The organism is Streptomyces sp. NPDC091272 (assembly GCF_044757485.1).
GTDB lineage: Bacteria > Actinomycetota > Actinomycetes > Streptomycetales > Streptomycetaceae > Streptomyces.
Window position 1 is genome coordinate 844,978 of sequence record NZ_JBIVVC010000002.1, and the last position, 16,747, is coordinate 861,724.

At 71.4% G+C, this 16,747-nt stretch carries 11 protein-coding genes; 2 read left to right on the top strand and 9 right to left on the bottom strand.

The window, feature by feature from the left end:
* Positions 1 to 37: 37 nt before the first annotated feature.
* The 4 genes from ACIQM4_RS08650 to ACIQM4_RS08665 all read right to left on the bottom strand — a co-directional run bounded on the left by ACIQM4_RS08650 (position 38) and on the right by ACIQM4_RS08665 (position 4,664).
* The gene (locus ACIQM4_RS08650; RefSeq protein WP_401587790.1) at positions 38 to 1,054 is read right to left on the bottom strand and encodes an ABC transporter permease; all 1,017 of its coding nucleotides are present in this window, start codon (positions 1,052 to 1,054) and stop codon (positions 38 to 40) included.
* Positions 1,041 to 2,015 (bottom strand): ABC transporter ATP-binding protein, encoded by a 975-nt coding sequence (locus ACIQM4_RS08655; protein WP_401587792.1) that lies wholly within the window; start codon positions 2,013 to 2,015, stop codon positions 1,041 to 1,043. The genes ACIQM4_RS08650 and ACIQM4_RS08655 overlap by 14 nt, the downstream gene beginning before the upstream one ends.
* A 56-nt stretch (positions 2,016 to 2,071) precedes the next feature.
* The gene (locus ACIQM4_RS08660) at positions 2,072 to 3,364 is read right to left on the bottom strand and encodes an outer membrane lipoprotein carrier protein LolA (RefSeq protein ID WP_401587794.1); all 1,293 of its coding nucleotides are present in this window, start codon (positions 3,362 to 3,364) and stop codon (positions 2,072 to 2,074) included.
* A 289-nt stretch (positions 3,365 to 3,653) separates the two neighbouring features.
* Complete coding sequence (locus tag ACIQM4_RS08665; protein WP_401587797.1) at positions 3,654 to 4,664, bottom strand: polyprenyl synthetase family protein; 1,011 nt, start codon at positions 4,662 to 4,664, stop codon at positions 3,654 to 3,656.
* A gap of 364 nt (positions 4,665 to 5,028) precedes the next feature.
* On the opposite strand from ACIQM4_RS08665, the gene ACIQM4_RS08670 reads away from it, so the two are divergent.
* Positions 5,029 to 6,573, top strand: a complete 1,545-nt coding sequence (locus ACIQM4_RS08670; protein WP_401587800.1) for a peptide MFS transporter — start codon at positions 5,029 to 5,031, stop codon at positions 6,571 to 6,573.
* 23 nt (positions 6,574 to 6,596) lie between these two features.
* On the top strand, positions 6,597 to 8,588 hold the full coding sequence (locus tag ACIQM4_RS08675) for a CocE/NonD family hydrolase (RefSeq protein ID WP_401587802.1): 1,992 nt from the start codon (positions 6,597 to 6,599) through the stop codon (positions 8,586 to 8,588).
* 280 nt (positions 8,589 to 8,868) lie between these two features.
* On the opposite strand, the gene ACIQM4_RS08680 is transcribed toward ACIQM4_RS08675, so the two are convergent.
* The 5 genes from ACIQM4_RS08680 to ACIQM4_RS08700 all read right to left on the bottom strand — a co-directional run bounded on the left by ACIQM4_RS08680 (position 8,869) and on the right by ACIQM4_RS08700 (position 16,743).
* Positions 8,869 to 9,546, bottom strand: a complete 678-nt coding sequence (locus ACIQM4_RS08680; protein ID WP_401587804.1) for a GPP34 family phosphoprotein — start codon at positions 9,544 to 9,546, stop codon at positions 8,869 to 8,871.
* Positions 9,547 to 9,621: 75 nt separating this feature from the next.
* Complete coding sequence (gene fahA / locus ACIQM4_RS08685; RefSeq protein WP_401587806.1) at positions 9,622 to 10,848, bottom strand: fumarylacetoacetase; 1,227 nt, start codon at positions 10,846 to 10,848, stop codon at positions 9,622 to 9,624.
* Between the two features lie 368 nt (positions 10,849 to 11,216).
* Positions 11,217 to 13,343 carry a DNA helicase RecQ gene (gene recQ / locus ACIQM4_RS08690; protein ID WP_401588251.1) on the bottom strand — a complete coding sequence of 709 codons (2,127 nt, stop codon included), beginning with the start codon at positions 13,341 to 13,343 and terminating at the stop codon, positions 11,217 to 11,219.
* Between the two features lie 158 nt (positions 13,344 to 13,501).
* The gene (gene nuoN / locus ACIQM4_RS08695) at positions 13,502 to 15,172 is read right to left on the bottom strand and encodes an NADH-quinone oxidoreductase subunit NuoN (RefSeq protein ID WP_401587809.1); all 1,671 of its coding nucleotides are present in this window, start codon (positions 15,170 to 15,172) and stop codon (positions 13,502 to 13,504) included.
* Positions 15,169 to 16,743: an NADH-quinone oxidoreductase subunit M gene (locus ACIQM4_RS08700; RefSeq protein ID WP_401587811.1), complete on the bottom strand. Its 1,575-nt coding sequence runs from the start codon at positions 16,741 to 16,743 to the stop codon at positions 15,169 to 15,171. The genes nuoN and ACIQM4_RS08700 overlap by 4 nt, the downstream gene beginning before the upstream one ends.
* Between the last annotated feature and the right edge of the window lie 4 nt (positions 16,744 to 16,747).

Sequence of the window (16,747 nt, forward strand, 5' to 3'; positions counted from 1 at the left end):
CCCCCGTAACGCCCCGTATCGCCTCGTACCGCCCCGCTCAGACCGTGATGTCGCGGGTGGTGAACCTCGCCCAGGCCGCCGCGCCGAACACCGCCGCGTACACCCCCTGAAGACCGAGGTTCTTCCACAGCTCGTCCCAGTAGACGGGCTCGCGCAGCAGGTCCGCGAAGGACAGCCAGTAGTGCGGGAAGAGATACGGGTGGATCGCGTCGAGCTGCGGGATCGTGTCCAGGATCTGCACGGTGATCAGCAGGCCGACGCCCGCCGCCATCGCCGCGATGCCGCTGTTGGTGAGCGTCGAGAGAAAGAGCCCGAGCGCGGCGAACCCGGCCAGCGAGGCCGCGACCACCACCGCGATCGCCACCACCCTCAGCAGTCCCTGACCGAAGCCGATCGGCACGCCAGAGATCGTCATCACCTCCCCGACCGGGAACAGCAGCGCCCCCGCCGCGAGCGCGGACGCCGCCACCACGAGGGTCGCGACCAGGCAGAATGCCAGTGTCGTCGCGTACTTGACGAGCAGCAGCCGGGTGCGGCCCGCGGGCGCGACCAGCAGATAGCGCAGCGTTCCAGCGCCGGCCTCGCCCGCGATCGCATCGCCCGAGACGACGGCCACGGCCATGGGCAGGAACACCGGGAGGGTGGCGGCGAGGGCCGCGAAGACCAGGAAGAGACCGTTGTGGGTGATCTGGGAGAGGAAGGCGGGGCCACGTCCGCCGTCGAGCTCCGAGGACCCGTCGCCGGTCTCGATACGCACCGCGACGGCGATGAGGACGGGCACCGCGGCGAGTACCACCAGCAACGCGAGGGTGCGCCACCGCCGGAAGGTGACCTTCAGCTCGGACCTGAGCAGCCCCGACCCACCGTGCCTGCGCACGGGCGGCACCACGCCGGGCCCGGCCACACGCGGGACCTCAGCACCACCTAGACCGGCCCCACGCGGGCCCTCCACACTGGGCCCGGCCACACGCGGGCCTTGAGCACCGCCTGGACCGGCCACACGGCGACCCTCACCGCCACGCGTGCCTCCGTGCCCGACCTCATCCCGTGACATCGAAGCCCTCCCCGGTCAGTGCCACGAACGCGTCCTCCAGCGAGGCCCGTTCGACCCCGAAGCCGGTGACCCGGACGCCGGCGTGCACGAGAGCCGCGTTGAGGTCCGCGAGACCTGGGCCGGGGGGCGGCGCGGCCCCGGTGACCCGGCCCTCGCCGGTCTCAAGGTCGGTGACGCCCTGCTCCTTGAGGACCCGGGCCGCGTCACCCGGGTCGGGGGTGCTCACCACCAGGCGGCCCCGGGCGCCTGTCGCGAGCTCGGCGACCGGGCCCTGGACGAGCAGGCGGCCCTGGGCCATCACGGCCGCGTGCGTGCAGAGCTGCTCGATCTCGTCCAGCAGGTGGGAGGAGAGGAAGACCGTCGTGCCGTCGGCCGCAAGTTCGCGGACCAGGGCACGGATCTCGCGCATGCCCTGCGGGTCGAGGCCGTTCGTCGGCTCGTCCAGGACGAGCAGTTCGCGGGGCCGCAGCAGGGCCGCGGCGAGGCCGAGCCGCTGTTTCATGCCCAGGGAGTACGCCCGCGCCTTCTTGGCCCCGGCAGCCGCCAGCCCGACCCGGTCGAGCGCCGCCGATACCCGGGCCCGCCGGGTGCGCGGGTCGGCGCTCGGGTCGGCGGCGTCGTACCGGGCGAGGTTGTCGCGGCCGGAGAGGAACCCGTACGGCGCCGGTCCCTCGATGAGGGCGCCCACCCGCGGCAGGACGCTGCGGGCGGCACGCGGCATCGGTTCGCCGAGCACCCGCGCCGCGCCCGAGGTTGGCTCGATCAGACCCAGCAGCATCCGGATGGTGGTCGTCTTCCCCGAGCCGTTCGGCCCGAGGAAGCCGAACACACTGCCGGCCGGGACCCGGAGGTCGAGGCCGTCGACGGCGAGCTGTCCGCCGCGGAACCGCTTGGTGAGCCCGCGGGTGTCGATCACGGGCGGCACCGGTGGTCTCTCTGCCGCAGACAGCTCGTCCCCCATCCGGCCGGCTCCCTCGTTCTTGCCCCTCGGCGTCCCCTCGGCGTCCCCTCGGCGTCCTACTCGGCGGCGTTGGCGGCCTTCAGCAGCGCGTCCTTGGTGACGGCGCCGACGTACACCTTGCCGTCGTCCGTCATCAGGGCGTTGACCAGGCGGGTCGAGAAGATCCGGCCCTCGCCGAACTTGCCGCTCACCTTGTCGCCCAGCGAGTCGAGCAGGCCCTGCGCCTCGGCAGGCAGCTGCTCCTTGCGCTGTCCCGCGTCCGTGCCGGGTGCGGCGGTCCGGTCCCCGGAGCCGAGCTGCGCGACGGAGGTCCAGCCCTCGCCGATGACCTTGACGCCACCGCCCTTGCCGAGGCCCTTCTCACCGTTCTCGAAGGACTTGCCGAAGTTCTTCCCGAACTCCTTCTGCAGCTCCTTGTCGTTCTTCCCCGCGGGGCCTTCCTTGAGCCGGTCGGCCTCGGTCACCTTCGCGCCCTTGGGCGGGCTGAAGTCGAAGGTGCTCGCGGCCGGTGCGGCGAAGTCGACCTTGGTGAAGCCCGCGTCGACCACGGCCTTGCCGCCCGCGCTCGGCAGCAGCGTGAACTTCAGCGGGGTGCCCGTCTCCGCGTCGACCGCCACCCGGATCTCGCCGACCGTGGAACCGGTCTGCTTGGGCTTGATCAGCAGCTGGTAGGCGTCCCGGCCGGCCACCTGCGCGGAGCCGTCGACGGTCACCGAGGTGTCCTTGCCCGCCATCTTCAGCGCCTGCTCGGCGAACTGCTTGGGCGTGGTCGGCATCCCCTCGGGCAGCTTCTCCTGCTTGCCGGGCTGCTCGGCGCGGTGCCCGGCGTCCTTGGGGGCCTTGGCGTGGAACGCCTCGTTCGAGGCGCTGTCGTAGGCCCAGACCTCGTCGCCGTTGTGGATCAGGCTGTACTCGGCGGCGTCGTCCAGGAGCGAGATCTTCTGCCGGTCGGGGCCGTCGGCCGCGACGCGCAGCGTGTGTGTGCCCGAGGCGAGCTGCATCAGCTTGGCCTGCGGGTCGGCGCCCGAGCCGTCCTCGCCCTTGCCGCCCGTGGCGCCGCCGAAGCTGCCCGCCAGGCCGTCGAGGGAAGGCAGCCCGAGGTCCGTGCTGACCTTCACCGTGCCGGACAGCTGCTGGGTGTCCGATGCGGCCATCTTCTCTATGAGCTGCTGCGCGGTGATCTGCGGCAGGTCCGGGTCCCCCGCGTTCGCCAGCGCCGGGACGAGACCGATGGTCGCCGCGGCCACCCCCGCCACCGCGACCGGGACGACGTAACGCGCTGCCTTGCGGCGGCGCACTGGCCCGGTCCCGTCGGTGCTGGTGCTCTGTGCCGTGCCGTTCGGTGCCATGTGTGCCCTACCTCCGTGGTTGGCGGCCGTCTGCACTCATCTCCACCCCGCGCCGCCATTCTCGCCCGAATTGGTAAGGAGTGGTGAGGTCAATCTGACCAAAATCCCGCGCACAATGCGTCAGCCCCCGGCATCAACCTCATCTACACCCAGGGGATGACAGAAGCCACCCGTCCCTCCCCCGTGGGTGGCGAGAGGGAACAGATGGCTCCTACAACGACTCGTGACGGTGACGTCCCGACGGCTGCGACGACCCGACGGCCGCAATGCCACAACGGCCCGCCGGGACTCAGCCCGCCCGGTGCACCACCGCGTCGCACAGCTCCGCGAGCGCCGACTTCGCGTAGCACTCCGGCAGCGGCGCGAGGGTGGCCCGCGCTTCCTCGGCGTACCGCACGGTGTCCCGCCTGGCCTGTTCCAGGGCGGGGTGGGCGCGCAGTCGGCGCAGCACCTCGGCCAGCTCCTCGTCACCCGACAGGTCGCCGTCGAGCAGCGCGCACAGCTCGACGTCCTCCGGCCGGCCGTGCGCCCGCGTCATCGCGCGCAGGTGCAGCACAGGCAGCGTGGGGATGCCCTCGCGCAGGTCGGTGCCCGGCGTCTTGCCCGACTCGTGACTGTCGCTGGCGATGTCCAGGACGTCGTCGGCGAGCTGGAAGGCGGTGCCCAGGCGTTCGCCGTACTGCGTGAGGATGTCGGTGACGCTCTCGTCCGCGCCGGAGATCATCGCGCCGAACCGGCAGGCGACGGCGATCAGCGACCCGGTCTTGCCGGACATCACGTCGAGGTAGTGGCCGATCGGGTCGCGCCCGTCGCGCGGTCCCGCCGTTTCCAGGATCTGGCCGGTGACCAGGCGTTCGAACGCCTCCGCCTGGATCCGCACGGCCTCGGGGCCCAGGTCCGCGAGGATGTGCGAGGCGCGGGCGAACAAGAAGTCCCCGGTGAGGACCGCGACCGAGTTGCCCCAGCGCGCGTTCGCACTGGGAACCCCGCGGCGCACGTCCGCCTCGTCCATCACGTCGTCGTGGTACAGCGTCGCCAGGTGGGTCAGCTCCACGACCACCGCCGACGGCACGACACCCGGCGCGTGCGGATCGCCGAACTGCGAGGACAGCATCACCAGGAGCGGCCGGAATCGCTTGCCACCCGCGCGTACGAGGTGTTGCGCGGCCTCCGTGATGAAGGGGACCTCGCTCTTGGTCGCGTCGAGCAGTCCCTCCTCGACGGCTGCCAGTCCGGTCTGGACATCGGTCTCAAGAGCCTGGTCCCGCACGCTCAGTCCGAACGGCCCGACGACGGTCACGAGGGTTACTCCTGTCTGCTGACGATCAAACGGATTGTCGATCTGTCGCTGGCATCACTCAACAAGTCAGCCTATCCCGTCGACTTTCGATCACCGAGACCCCCGCCCCGCCCGAAGCCCCTCCCCGTTCCCCGCCCGGCCACCTTCCCGCCACCGCCCGGCCCCGCTCCCCGCCCGAGGTCCGGACCCCAGCAGGCCCGCCCCCTGTGCGAGGAACCCCGCCGGCCCGCTCCCCTCGTGCGAGGAACCCCCGCCCGGCCCGCTCCCCCCGCGCGAGGAAGCCCACCCGGCCCGCTCCCCCTGCGCGAGGTCCGAACCTCACCGGTATGTTCGTGGTGACCTGATAAGACCGGGAGTAAGCCCTTTGTCCCACACAGAGCCTCACCCTCAGCCCGAGGAGCCCCAGGAGTCCGGCGCAGCGGCCGGTTCCGGGGACTCCTCGCAGCCGCCGCCGGGCGACGACACCGCCTTCTTCGGCCAGCCCAAGGGCCTGATGACCCTGTCGGGCCTCGAAGTGTGGGAGCGGTTCTCGTTCCTGGGCATGCAGGCGATCCTCGTGCTGTACTTCGCGGCCACGGTCGCGGACGGCGGCATGGGCATGGACGCCGGCAACGCGGCCTCCCTCGGCGCCGCGTACGGCACCCTCGTCTATCTGGTCTCGGTGGCGGGCGGCTGGCTCGCCGACCGCATCCTCGGCTCGTACCGCGCCGTGCTCTACGGCGGCATCCTGATCGCCTGCGGCCACTACGCGATGGCCGTGCCCGCCGACGTCTTCACCTGGGTCGGCCTCGGACTGATCAGCGCGGGAACCGGCCTGCTCAAGCCCAATGTCGCGAACATGGTCGGCAAGCTCTACAGCACCGCCGACGAGCGCAGGGACGCCGGATTCGCCCTGTACTACATGGGCATCAACATCGGCGCCTTCCTCGGCCCGCTGGTCACCGGCTGGCTCGCGGACCACAAGGGCTGGCACTGGGGCTTCTCGGCCGCCGCGATCGGCATGACGTTCGGCCTGATCCAGTACGTCGCGGGCCGCCGCCACCTCGCCGGGCGCAAGAACCGTGCGGAGTTCGCACTGCCGCCGCACAAGATGCGCCGCACCGTCCGGGCGATCGTCGTGGGACTGATCGTGGTGGCCGCCGTGTGCACGCTGCTCGCACTGGCCGGCTGGCTCACGATGTCCCGCTTCGTGGACGTCCTGACGCTGATCTCGGTGATCGCGCCCGTCGTCTACTTCGCGGTGATGTTCGCGAGCCCGAGGGTGACGCGCGAGGAGAAGGGCAGGCTGCGCCCGTACATCGTGCTCTTCCTGGCCTCCGTCGCGTTCAACTTCATCCTCTTCCAGGCGTACTCGACGATGATGCTGCTGGCCTCGACCAACACCGAGACGCACATCCTCGGCTTCGACTTCCCGGTCAGCTGGTACGCGTCCGCGCTCGGCGCCTTCGAGGTGCTGCTGGCCCCCGTCGTCGCCGCCCTGTGGGTACGGATGGGCACGCGCCAGCCGCACGCGTCCAACAAGATCGCTATCGGTGTGATCCTGGGCGGTCTGTCGTTCCTGCTGATGGTGCTGCCCACCTCCGGGCACACCGGCGACACGTACAAGATGGCCGCCTGGTGGATCGTCGGCTCGTACCTGCTGCTCGGGCTCGGCGACATCCTGCTACAGACGTCGGGCATGTCCGCCACCACCAAGCTGGCACCCAAGGCCTTCGCCAGCCAGACCATGGCCCTCTGGTTCCTCTCCCTCGCGCTCGCCAACGGCATCCAGGCACAGACCGTGAAGTTGTACGGACAGGTGTCCAACCCCGCCTACTTCGGCGTCAACGGCGCCGTCGCGGTCGCTGCGGGCCTGGCCGTCATCGCCGCCGCCCCCTGGCTCAAGCGCACCATGCACCCCGTTCACTGAGCTCCACCGAGGTGACTTCTCCCATGCAGATACGCACTGAATTCCCGTACGCAACGACCTGCGAGGACGTCAGGATCCCGCTCCCGGACGGTACCCGCCTGTACGCCCGGATCTGGCGGCCCGAGACCGAGCACCCGGTCCCCGCGATCCTGGAGTACCTCCCGTACCGGCTGAGCGACTGGACCGCACCCCGCGACCAGCAGCGCCACCCCTGGTACGCGGGCCACGGCTACGCCTCGGTACGGGTGGACGTGCGCGGACACGGCAACAGCGAGGGCATGCCGGGCGACGAGTACGACGCGCAGGAGCTGGCCGACGGCGTCGCGGTCGTGAACTGGCTCGCCGAGCAGCCCTGGTGCACCGGCAGGGTCGGCATGTTCGGCATCTCCTGGGGCGGTTTCAACTCCCTCCAGATCGCCGCCCTCGCGCCCGAGCCGCTCAAGGCGATCGTCACGGTCTGCTCGGCCGACGACCGCTACGACAACGACGTGCACTACATGGGCGGCTCCATGCTCGCCGTGGACATGCACGCCTGGGCGTCCACGATGCTCGCCTTCGTGTCCAGGCCGCCGGACCCCGCGCAGGTCGGCGACGTCTGGAAGGAGATGTGGCTGGAGCGGCTCGACGCGGTCGACCCGTTCATCCACACCTGGCTGGCCCACCAGACCCGCGACGACTACTGGAAGCACGGCAGCGTCTGCGAGGACTACTCGGCGATCGACGCGGCGGTCCTCGCGGTCGGCGGCTGGCACGACCCGTACCGGGACACCGTGCTGCGGCTGGTCGAACATCTGGACCCGGCGCGGGTACGGGGACTGATCGGCCCGTGGTCGCACCAGTACCCGGACCGCGGGCTGCCGCCGGGGCCCGCGATCGGCTTCCTCCAGGAGACGCTGCGCTGGTGGGACCAGCACCTCAAGGAGGAGCCGACAGGTGTCATGGAGGAGCCCCTGCTGCGCTCCTGGATCAGCGAGTCGCACCCGCCCGCGACCACCTACCCCCAGCTGCCCGGCCGCTGGGTCGCCGACACCGCCTGGCCCTCCCCGCTGGTCTCCCCGGTGTCGTACGGACTCCAGGGCGCGCCGGTCGTCGTCGACTCGCCGATGCACACGGGGCTGGACGCCGGCCGGTTCTTCCCGTTCGGGAACGACTCCGACCTGCCGCCCGACCAGCGGGACGAGGACGCGAAGTCGGCGAGCTTCGACTTCCCGGTCACCGAGGCGCCGATCGAGATCCTGGGCCGTGCGAAGGTCCGGCTGCGGCTGACCATGGACGTGCCCCGCGGCCAGGCGATCGCGCGGGTCTGCGACGTGGCGCCCGACGGTTCGTCGACCCTGGTCACCCGGGGCGTCCTCAACCTGTCCGCCCGCCACGGCCGGGACCGGTCGGACGCCTGGCCGGTGGGCGCCACCGAGGACGTCGAGTTCGAGCTCAACGGGGTCGGGCACACCTTCCCCCCCGGCCACCGCGTCCGGCTCGCCGTCTCGTCCGCGTACTGGCCGTGGATCTGGCCGCAGGCGGACTCGGCGGGCTTCGTCCTCGACCCGGCGGGCTCCTCCCTCGAACTGCCGGTGCGCACGCACACCGAGCACCCCGAGATCGTCTTCGAGGCGCCGGAACAGTCACCTCCGCTGGACGTGAGGTACCCCGCCGACCCCGACCAGTGGCCGGAGCGCGTGGTGGTGCGGGACGTCGCCGAGGGCGAGTGGAAGCTGGAGGTCGATCCGCGCTACGGCGGCACCCGGATCTACCCGGACGGCCTCGAATTCACCGAGGACGCGCTGGAGACGTACACGATCAACGAGCGGGACCCGCTGTCCGCGCGCACCCGCTCGGACTGGACGATCCGGCTGCGCCGCCCGGAAACGGGCTGGGACGCGCAGATCACCACCCACTCCGAGATCACCTGCGACGCGGACGACTTCCTCACCCACAACGAGGTGACCTGCAAGGACGGCGACGAAACCATCTTCCACCGAGTCTGGAACCGCCGAATCCCCCGCACGGCAAGCTGACCCGCGCACCCGCTGGCGCAGCTGGGGCCGCCTCTCCCACCCCACCCCCGCTCCCCCGTTGGGCAGCTGGAGGCCGCCTCTCCCCACCCCCACCCCCACCCTTGGGCAGCTGGGGCCGCCTCCCCCTCCCCACCCCCCCTTGGGCAGCTGGGCCGCCCAGGGGGCGGAACGGGTGGGCAAGGGCGGCCCCGGCGGAGCCGCACCCTTGCCCCGCCCCGCCCCGCCCCGCTACAGCTCGCCCCGCTACCGCAGAGGCGGCCCCCGGCGGCGGAGCCGCACCTCACCCCCCGCCGCCCTGCGCAGCAGCCTTCTCCCCCGCCACCACCTTGTGCACCGCGTGCGCCGTCCACTCCCGGCGCCCGAAGTCCCGCATCACCGCCCGGGTCTGCCGCTCCCCGCTCCCCCTGAAGTGCTTGCCCGCCAGGTCGGTCGCCCAGAGGAACGCCGCCAGCAGCTGGTCACGGTGGTCAGGGAAGCCCGACTTCGCCGCGGTACGCAGCCGCTGCTGGAGCGGGGCGGACCAGTCCGTTCCGGCCGCCGGGTGGCGCACCGCGGGGAACAGCCCCAGTACCCGCTTCGACTCCCGGCGCAGCGCACCCCGTTGCACCAGCAGGTCCAGGTACTGGCCGGTGACCTCGCGCCGGGTGCGCCGTACGAAGGACGCCGTACGGATCCCCCCGTGCCGGCCCTTGCCCGGCCCCGGCAACCCCGCCAGCACCTGTACGGCGACGAGGTTCGCCGTCGGCCCGGTGGTCAGGGCGGGCGGCGGGACCGGGGTGCGGACCTGCACCCTGCCCCGGTCCTGCTCGACACAGCCCGCCAGTTCGAGTTCCGCGAGTACGGCGCCGGCGACGCCGTACTCGACATAGCTGCGGCTGACGCGCATGCCGCCGCGTTCGGGATGCAGGCCCAGGAGCAGGACTTCCTCGGGCAACGACAGTTGTGGCAGGGATGTCATGAGAGCACCGGCCTCCGGCAGTCGACTGCGGTCAGGATTCCCCGCAACGGACCTTTCAGACCCGGCCCCGGGCCCTCAGCCCGCCGCCACGATCCGTCCCGAGACCTCGCCGAGGCCGACCTTCGTCCCGTCGGGGCCCGGCGCCCACGCCGTCAGCGTGACCTCGTCGCCGTCCTCCAGGAATGTCCGCCTGCCGGAGGGGAGTTCCAGCGGCTCGCTGCCGTTCCAGGTGAGTTCGAGCAGGGAGCCCCGCTGGCCGCTCTGCGCGCCGCTGACCGTGCCCGACCCGTACAGGTCACCCGTGCGCAGCGACGCCCCGTTGACCGTCATGTGCGCCAGCATCTGCGCCGCGGACCAGTACATCGTCGAGAACGGCGGCTCGGAGACCACGACCCCGTTGATCGTCACGGAGATGCGGAGGTCGAATCCGCCCGGCTCCTCCTCCTCCGCGTCGTCCAGGTACGGCAGCACCGGGACGTCACGCGCCGGCAGGGCGACCCTGGCCGATTCCAGTGCCTCCAGCGGGGTCACCCACGCGGAGACCGACGTGGCGAAGGACTTGCCGAGGAAGGGGCCGAGCGGTACGTACTCCCAGGCCTGGACGTCGCGCGCCGACCAGTCGTTGAGCAGCGAGAGCCCGAAGACGTGGTCGCGGAAGCCGGCCAGCGCCACGGGCCTGCCCTGTTCGGACGGCGTGCCGACGACGAAGCCGACCTCCGCCTCGATGTCCAGCTTGACCGAAGGGCCGAAGACCGGCGCCGCGTCCGCCGGGGCCTTGCGCTGCCCGGACGGCCGTACCACCTCCGTCCCGGAGACCACCACGGTGCCGGAGCGCCCGTGGTAACCGATGGGAAGGTGCTTCCAGTTGGGCGTGAGCGCGTCGCCGTCCGGGCGGAAGATCCGGCCGACGTTCGTCGCGTGGTGCTCGCTCGCGTAGAAGTCGACGTAGTCGGCGACCTCGTACGGAAGGTGCAGCGTCACGACGCCGAGCGGGTGCAGCAGCGGCTCTATGTCCTCGCGGTGCGCGGGGCTGGTGACCCATGCGGTGAGCGCGCGGCGCACATCCCGCCAGGCGGTGCGCCCGGCCGCGAGCAGCGGGTTCAGCGAGGGCTGCGCGAGGAGTTGTGCGTACGGGGAGCCGAGCGCGAGTGCTGCGGCGCCCGCGTCCAGCACGTGGCCGCCGATCCGGACTCCGACGCGGCGCCGCTCGGGCGCGTCCGCGGTGGAGAACACGCCGTAGGGGAGGTTGTGCGGGCCGAAGGGATCGCCTTCGGCGACGTCGAGCGGGGACTGCTCGGGCATGGGTGCTGCCTCGCTTTCCAGGTCGTTGGCACCCACGTTACGTGGGGGAGCCCTGGGACGGCAGTGGCCAAGGAGTTCGTAATGTCCGGAAAGGCCTTGCTGGAGACGGCAATTCCGGCGCAGCACCCTTGCACCAGGACCGGCGCAGATCCCCCCGCCCCCTCCCCGAAACCGAGGGCAAGCCCCTCACAAGCCCCTCAAGGGGCGCGGGGAACTGCGCGATCAGCCCCCACACACCCGCAGACGCACCCCGGCCCCGCGGCCGGCGGTTTCGGGAAGGGGCGGGGAGGGGCCGAACCCGCGAAGCGGCCCACCGCCCCCGCAGCGGCCCGCCGCCCCCGCCGGCCCCACAGCGGCCCGCACCTGCCCTAGTCCTCCGGCGGCGGCTCCATCGCCCAGTCCGCCTCCGGCTCCGCATCCCAGTCCCACTCGGGCTCCGAACCCCCTCGCGCGGAAGCCGAAGCGGAAGCGGAAGCCGCAGCTGGGCCGCCCGAAGCCGAAGCAACCGGGGCCGGGCCCGAAGCAGCCGCAGCCGGCGCAGAAGCCGCAGCCGCAACCGCAGAAGGAGCCGCAGAAGGAGCCGGCACCGAAGCCTCCTCCCCCCGCCCCCCGTCCAACCCCGCCAGGACCTCCAGCACACCCTCCCCGTACGTGGCCAGCTTCTTCTCCCCCAGTCCCCCGATCGCCCCGAGCTCCGCCATCGAACCAGGCCGCACCACCGCGATCTCCTGGAGCGTCGCGTTGTGGAAGATCACGTACGGCGGCACCCCCTGCTCCTTCGCCAGCGCGGTGCGCCACTCCCGCAGCGCCTCGAAGACCGGTGCGGCCTCCGCCGGCAGGTCCGCGACCGCCGCGGCGGCCTTCGCCTTGCGTTCGCCGCGCTCGCCCCGTGCCACCGCGACCCGCTTGGGCTCCTTGCGCAGCCGGACCTCGTGCTCGCCGCCGAGCACCTTCCCGCTCGCGTCGGTGAGCACCAGCGTGCCGTACTCGCCCTCCACCGCCAGCAGCCCCTGCGCGAGCAACTGCCGCACCACTCCCCGCCATTCGGCCTCGGCGAGGTCCTGCCCCACCCCGAAGACCGACAGCTGGTCGTGATCGAACTGGATGACCTTCGCGGACTTCTTGCCGAGCAGGATGTCGATGATCTGGCCGGCCCCGAACTTCTGCCTGCGCTCGCGCTTCAGCCGCCACACCGTGGACAGCACCTTCTGCGCCGGCACCGTGCCGTCGACGGTCTCCGGCGGGCTGAGGCAGGTGTCGCAGTTGCCGCACTTCTCGGCTGCGCCCTCCTGGCCGAAGTACGCCAGGAGCTGGCCGCGGCGGCACCGGGCGGTCTCGCACAGTGCCAGCATCGCGTCCAGGTGGGCGGCCGCCCGCCGCCGGAAGGCCTCGTCGCCCTCGCCGCCCTGGATCATCTTGCGCTGCTGCACGACGTCCTGGAGCCCGTACGCCATCCAGGCCGTCGACGGCGCTCCGTCGCGCCCGGCACGCCCGGTCTCCTGGTAGTAGCCCTCCACGGACTTGGGCAGGTCCAGGTGGGCGACGAAGCGCACGTCCGGCTTGTCGATGCCCATGCCGAAGGCGATGGTCGCGACGACGACGAGGCCCTCCTCGCGCAGGAAGCGGGACTGGTTGCGCGCCCGCGTGCCGGCGTCGAGCCCCGCGTGGTACGGCACGGCCTCGATGCCCTGCTTGACGAGGAACTCCGCGGTCGCGTCGACCGACTTCCGCGACAGGCAGTAGACGATGCCCGCGTCACCCGCGTGCTCCTCCTTGAGGAAGGCGAGCAGCTGCTTCTTCGGGTCGATCTTCGGCACGATCCGGTACTGGATGTTCGGCCGGTCGAAGCTGGCGACGAAGTGCCGGGCGTCCGGCATGCCGAGCCGCTCGGTGATCTCCCTGTGCGTGGCGGCGGTGGCCGTCGCGGTCAGGGCGATCCTCGGCACGTCGGGCCAGCGCTCGCCCAGCACCGAAAGGGCCAGGTAGTCGGGGCGGAAGTCGTGGCCCCACGAAGCCACGCAGTGCGCCTCGTCGATGGCGAAGACGGAGATCTTGCCCCGGCCCAGCAGGTTCAGCGTGGAGTCCAGCCGCAGCCGCTCGGGCGCCAGGTAGAGCAGGTCGATCTCGCCGGCCAGGAACTCCGCCTCGACCGTCCGCCGCTCGTCGAAGTCCTGCGTGGAGTTCATGAACCCGGCGCGCACCCCGAGCGCCCGCAGGGCGTCCACCTGGTCCTGCATCAGCGCGATCAGCGGCGAGATGACCACGCCCACCCCGGGCCTGACCAGGGACGGGATCTGGTAGCAGAGCGACTTTCCGCCGCCGGTCGGCATGAGGACGACCGCGTCGCCGCCGCCCACCACCTGCTCGATGATCTCCGCCTGCTCGCCGCGGAACGCGTCGTACCCGAAGACCCGGTGCAGCGTGCGCAGCGCGTCACTCTCCGCGACGCCCCGCGCCTCGACCGCCACCGGTTCCGTACTGCCCGCGTCCACCATTGCGCCCGTCCCACTCGTCACCGTCATCGCACTGTCCCCCCGTATCCGTTTCGCACCCTCCCACCACGGTAGGGGCACCTACCGACAACCGGGACCAGAAAGCCGCTGCCCGGCACCCCAGAAGGGATGCCGGGCAGCGGTGACCGACCGTGTGCGGGTCACCGGACGAAGACGCCCGCCTGTCCCGCCAGGTCCAGGAAGTACTGCGGCGCGACGCCGAGCACCAGCGTCACCGCCACGCCGACCCCGATCGCGGTCATCGTCAGCGGGGAGGGCACGGCGACCGTGGGGCCGTCCGCCTTCGGCTCGCTGAAGAACATCAGCACGATGACCCGGATGTAGAAGAACGCCGCCACCGCCGACGACAGCACACCGACCACGACCAGCACCCCGGCCCCGCCCTCGGCCGCCGCCTTGAAGACCGCGAACTTGCCCGAGAACCCGGAGGTCAGCGGGATGCCCGCGAAGGCCAGCAGGAACACCGCGAAGACCGCCGCGACCAGTGGCGAGCGCCTGCCGAGCCCCGCCCACTTCGACAGGTGCGTCGCCTCGCCGCCCGCGTCGCGCACCAGCGTGACGACGGCGAAGGCACCGATCGTCACGAAGGAGTACGCCAGCAGGTAGAAGAGGACGGACGAGATGCCGTCGGGGGTGGCCGCGATGACACCGGCCAGGATGAAGCCGCCGTGCGCGATCGAGGAGTACGCGAGCAGCCGCTTGATGTCGGTCTGGGTGATCGCGACGACCGCGCCGCCCAGCATCGTGACGATCGCGACGCCCCACATGACCGGGCGCCAGTCCCAGGTCAGGCCGGGCAGAACCACGTACAGCAGCCGCAGCAGCGCGCCGAAGGCCGCCACCTTGGTGGCTGCCGCCATGAACCCGGTGACCGGCGTCGGGGCGCCCTGGTACACGTCGGGCGTCCACATGTGGAAGGGGACGGCGCCGACCTTGAACAGCAGACCCATCAGGATCATCGCCATGCCGATGAGCAGCAGTGCGTCGTTGCCCATGGTGTCGGCGAGCGCCGGGTCGATCTGCTGGACGGTGCCGTCCACGATGTCGGCGATCTTGGCGTACGAGACCGAGCCCGCGTAGCCGTAGAGCAGGGCGATGCCGAACAGCAGGAACGCCGAGGAGAACGCGCCGAGCAGGAAGTACTTCACGGCCGCCTCCTGCGACATCAGCCGCTTGCGGCGGGCGACGGCGCACAGGAGGTACAGCGGCAGTGAGAAGACCTCAAGCGCGATGAAGAGGGTCAGCAGGTCGTTGGCCGCCGGGAAGGCGAGCAGACCCGCCACCGCGAACATCGCGAGCGGGAAGACCTCGGTGGTGGTGAACCCGGCCTTGACCGCGGCCTTCTCGGCGTCGCTGCCCGGCACGGCCGCCGCGTCCGCCGCGAAGGAGTCAATCCGGTTGCCGTGCGCCTCGGGGTCCAGGCGCCGTTCGGCGAAGGTGAAGACGGCGACCAGCGAGGCCAGCAGGATGGTGCCCTGGAGGAACAGCGCGGGGCCGTCCACGGCGATGGCGCCCTCGGCCGCGATGTGCGCCTTGGTGGTGCCGAAGCCGCTCGCCGCGAGTCCGACGATGGCGGCGAATGCCGCGGCGATCGCGACCACCGCGATGAACAGCTGGGCGTAATAGCGCGCCTTGCGGGGCACGAACGCCTCCGCCAGCACGCCGAGGACGGCGGCGCCGACGACGATGAGGATCGGCGACAGCTGCGCGTACTCGATGGTCGGCGCCTCGAAGGCCGACCCGGGAGAGCCGGGAGGAGGTGCCGCCGCCGCCAGGTTCGTCCACAGGCTGTGGACAGTTGGTGCGCTCACTTCGCGGCCTCCACTTCAGGCTTGGGGTCCTGCTTGTTCACGTCGTGCATGGTGTGGGTGACCGCCGGATTGACGATGTCGGTCAGCGGCTTGGGGAAGACGCCGAGCCCGATCAGCAGCACGATCAGCGGAACGACCACCGCCAGCTCCCGTGCCTTGAGGTCCGGCATCCCGCTGACCTCGGCCTTCACCGGCCCTGTCATCGTGCGCTGGTAGAGCACCAGGACGTACAGCGCGGCGAGGACGATGCCGGTGGTGGCGATGACGCCGGCCACCGGGTAGGCGGCGAACACGCCGACCAGGACCAGGAACTCACTGACGAACGGCGCCAGCCCCGGCAGCGACAGCGTGGCGAGTCCGCCGATCAGGAAGGTGCCCGCGAGTACCGGGGCGACCTTCTGCACCCCGCCGTAGTCGGCGATGAGCCGCGAGCCGCGCCGGGAAATCAGGAAGCCCGCGACCAGCATCAGCGCGGCCGTCGAGATGCCGTGGTTGACCATGTAGAGCGTCGCGCCGGACTGGCCCTGGCTGGTCATCGCGAAGATGCCCAGGATGATGAACCCGAAGTGCGAGATCGAGGCGTACGCCACGAGCCGCTTGATGTCGCGCTGGCCGACGGCGAGCAGCGCCCCGTACACGATGCTGATCAGCGCCAGTACGAGCACGACGGGCGTCGCCCACTTGCTGGCCTCCGGGAAGAGCTGGAGGCAGAAGCGCAGCATCGCGAAGGTGCCGACCTTGTCGACGACCGCGGTGATGAGGACGGCGACCGGCGCGGTCGCCTCGCCCATCGCGTTCGGCAGCCAGGTGTGCAGCGGCCACAGCGGGGCCTTCACCGCGAAGGCGAAGAAGAACCCGAGGAAGAGCAGCCGTTCGAGGTTGGTCGACATCTCCAGGGTGCCGGCCGCGCGCATCTCGGCGATCTCCGAGAGCGAGAACGTCCCGGTGACCGTGTAGAGCCCGATGACCGCGGCCAGCATGATGAGCCCGCCGACCAGGTTGTACAGCAGGAACTTGACCGCCGCGTAGGAGCGTTGGGTGGCGGCCGCCTCGTCCGTGCCGGCGTGCGCCCGGTCCCCGAAGCCGCCGATGAGGAAGTACATCGGGATGAGCATGGCTTCGAAGAAGATGTAGAAGAGGAAGACGTCGGTGGCCTCGAAGGAGATGATCACCATCGCCTCGACCATCAGGATCAGCGCGAAGAAGCCCTGGGTGGGGCGCCAGCGCTTGTTGTCCTTGGTCTCCAGGGGATCGGCGTCGTGCCAGCCGGCCACGATCACGAACGGGATCAGCAGGGCGGTCAGCGCGACCAGCACCACCCCGATCCCGTCCACGCCCAGTTCGTACCGGACGCCGAAGTCCGCGATCCAGGCGTGCGACTCGGTCAGTTGGTAGCGGTCGCCGCCCGGTTCGAACCGTACGAGCACGATCGCGGCCAGCACCAGCGTGCCGAGCGAGACCAGCAGCGCGAGCCACTTGGCGACCGTGCGACGGGCGGCGGGCACGGCGGCGGTGAGGACGGCACCGGCCGCCGGGAGGACCGCCACCGCGGTGAGCAGGGGAAAGGACATCGTG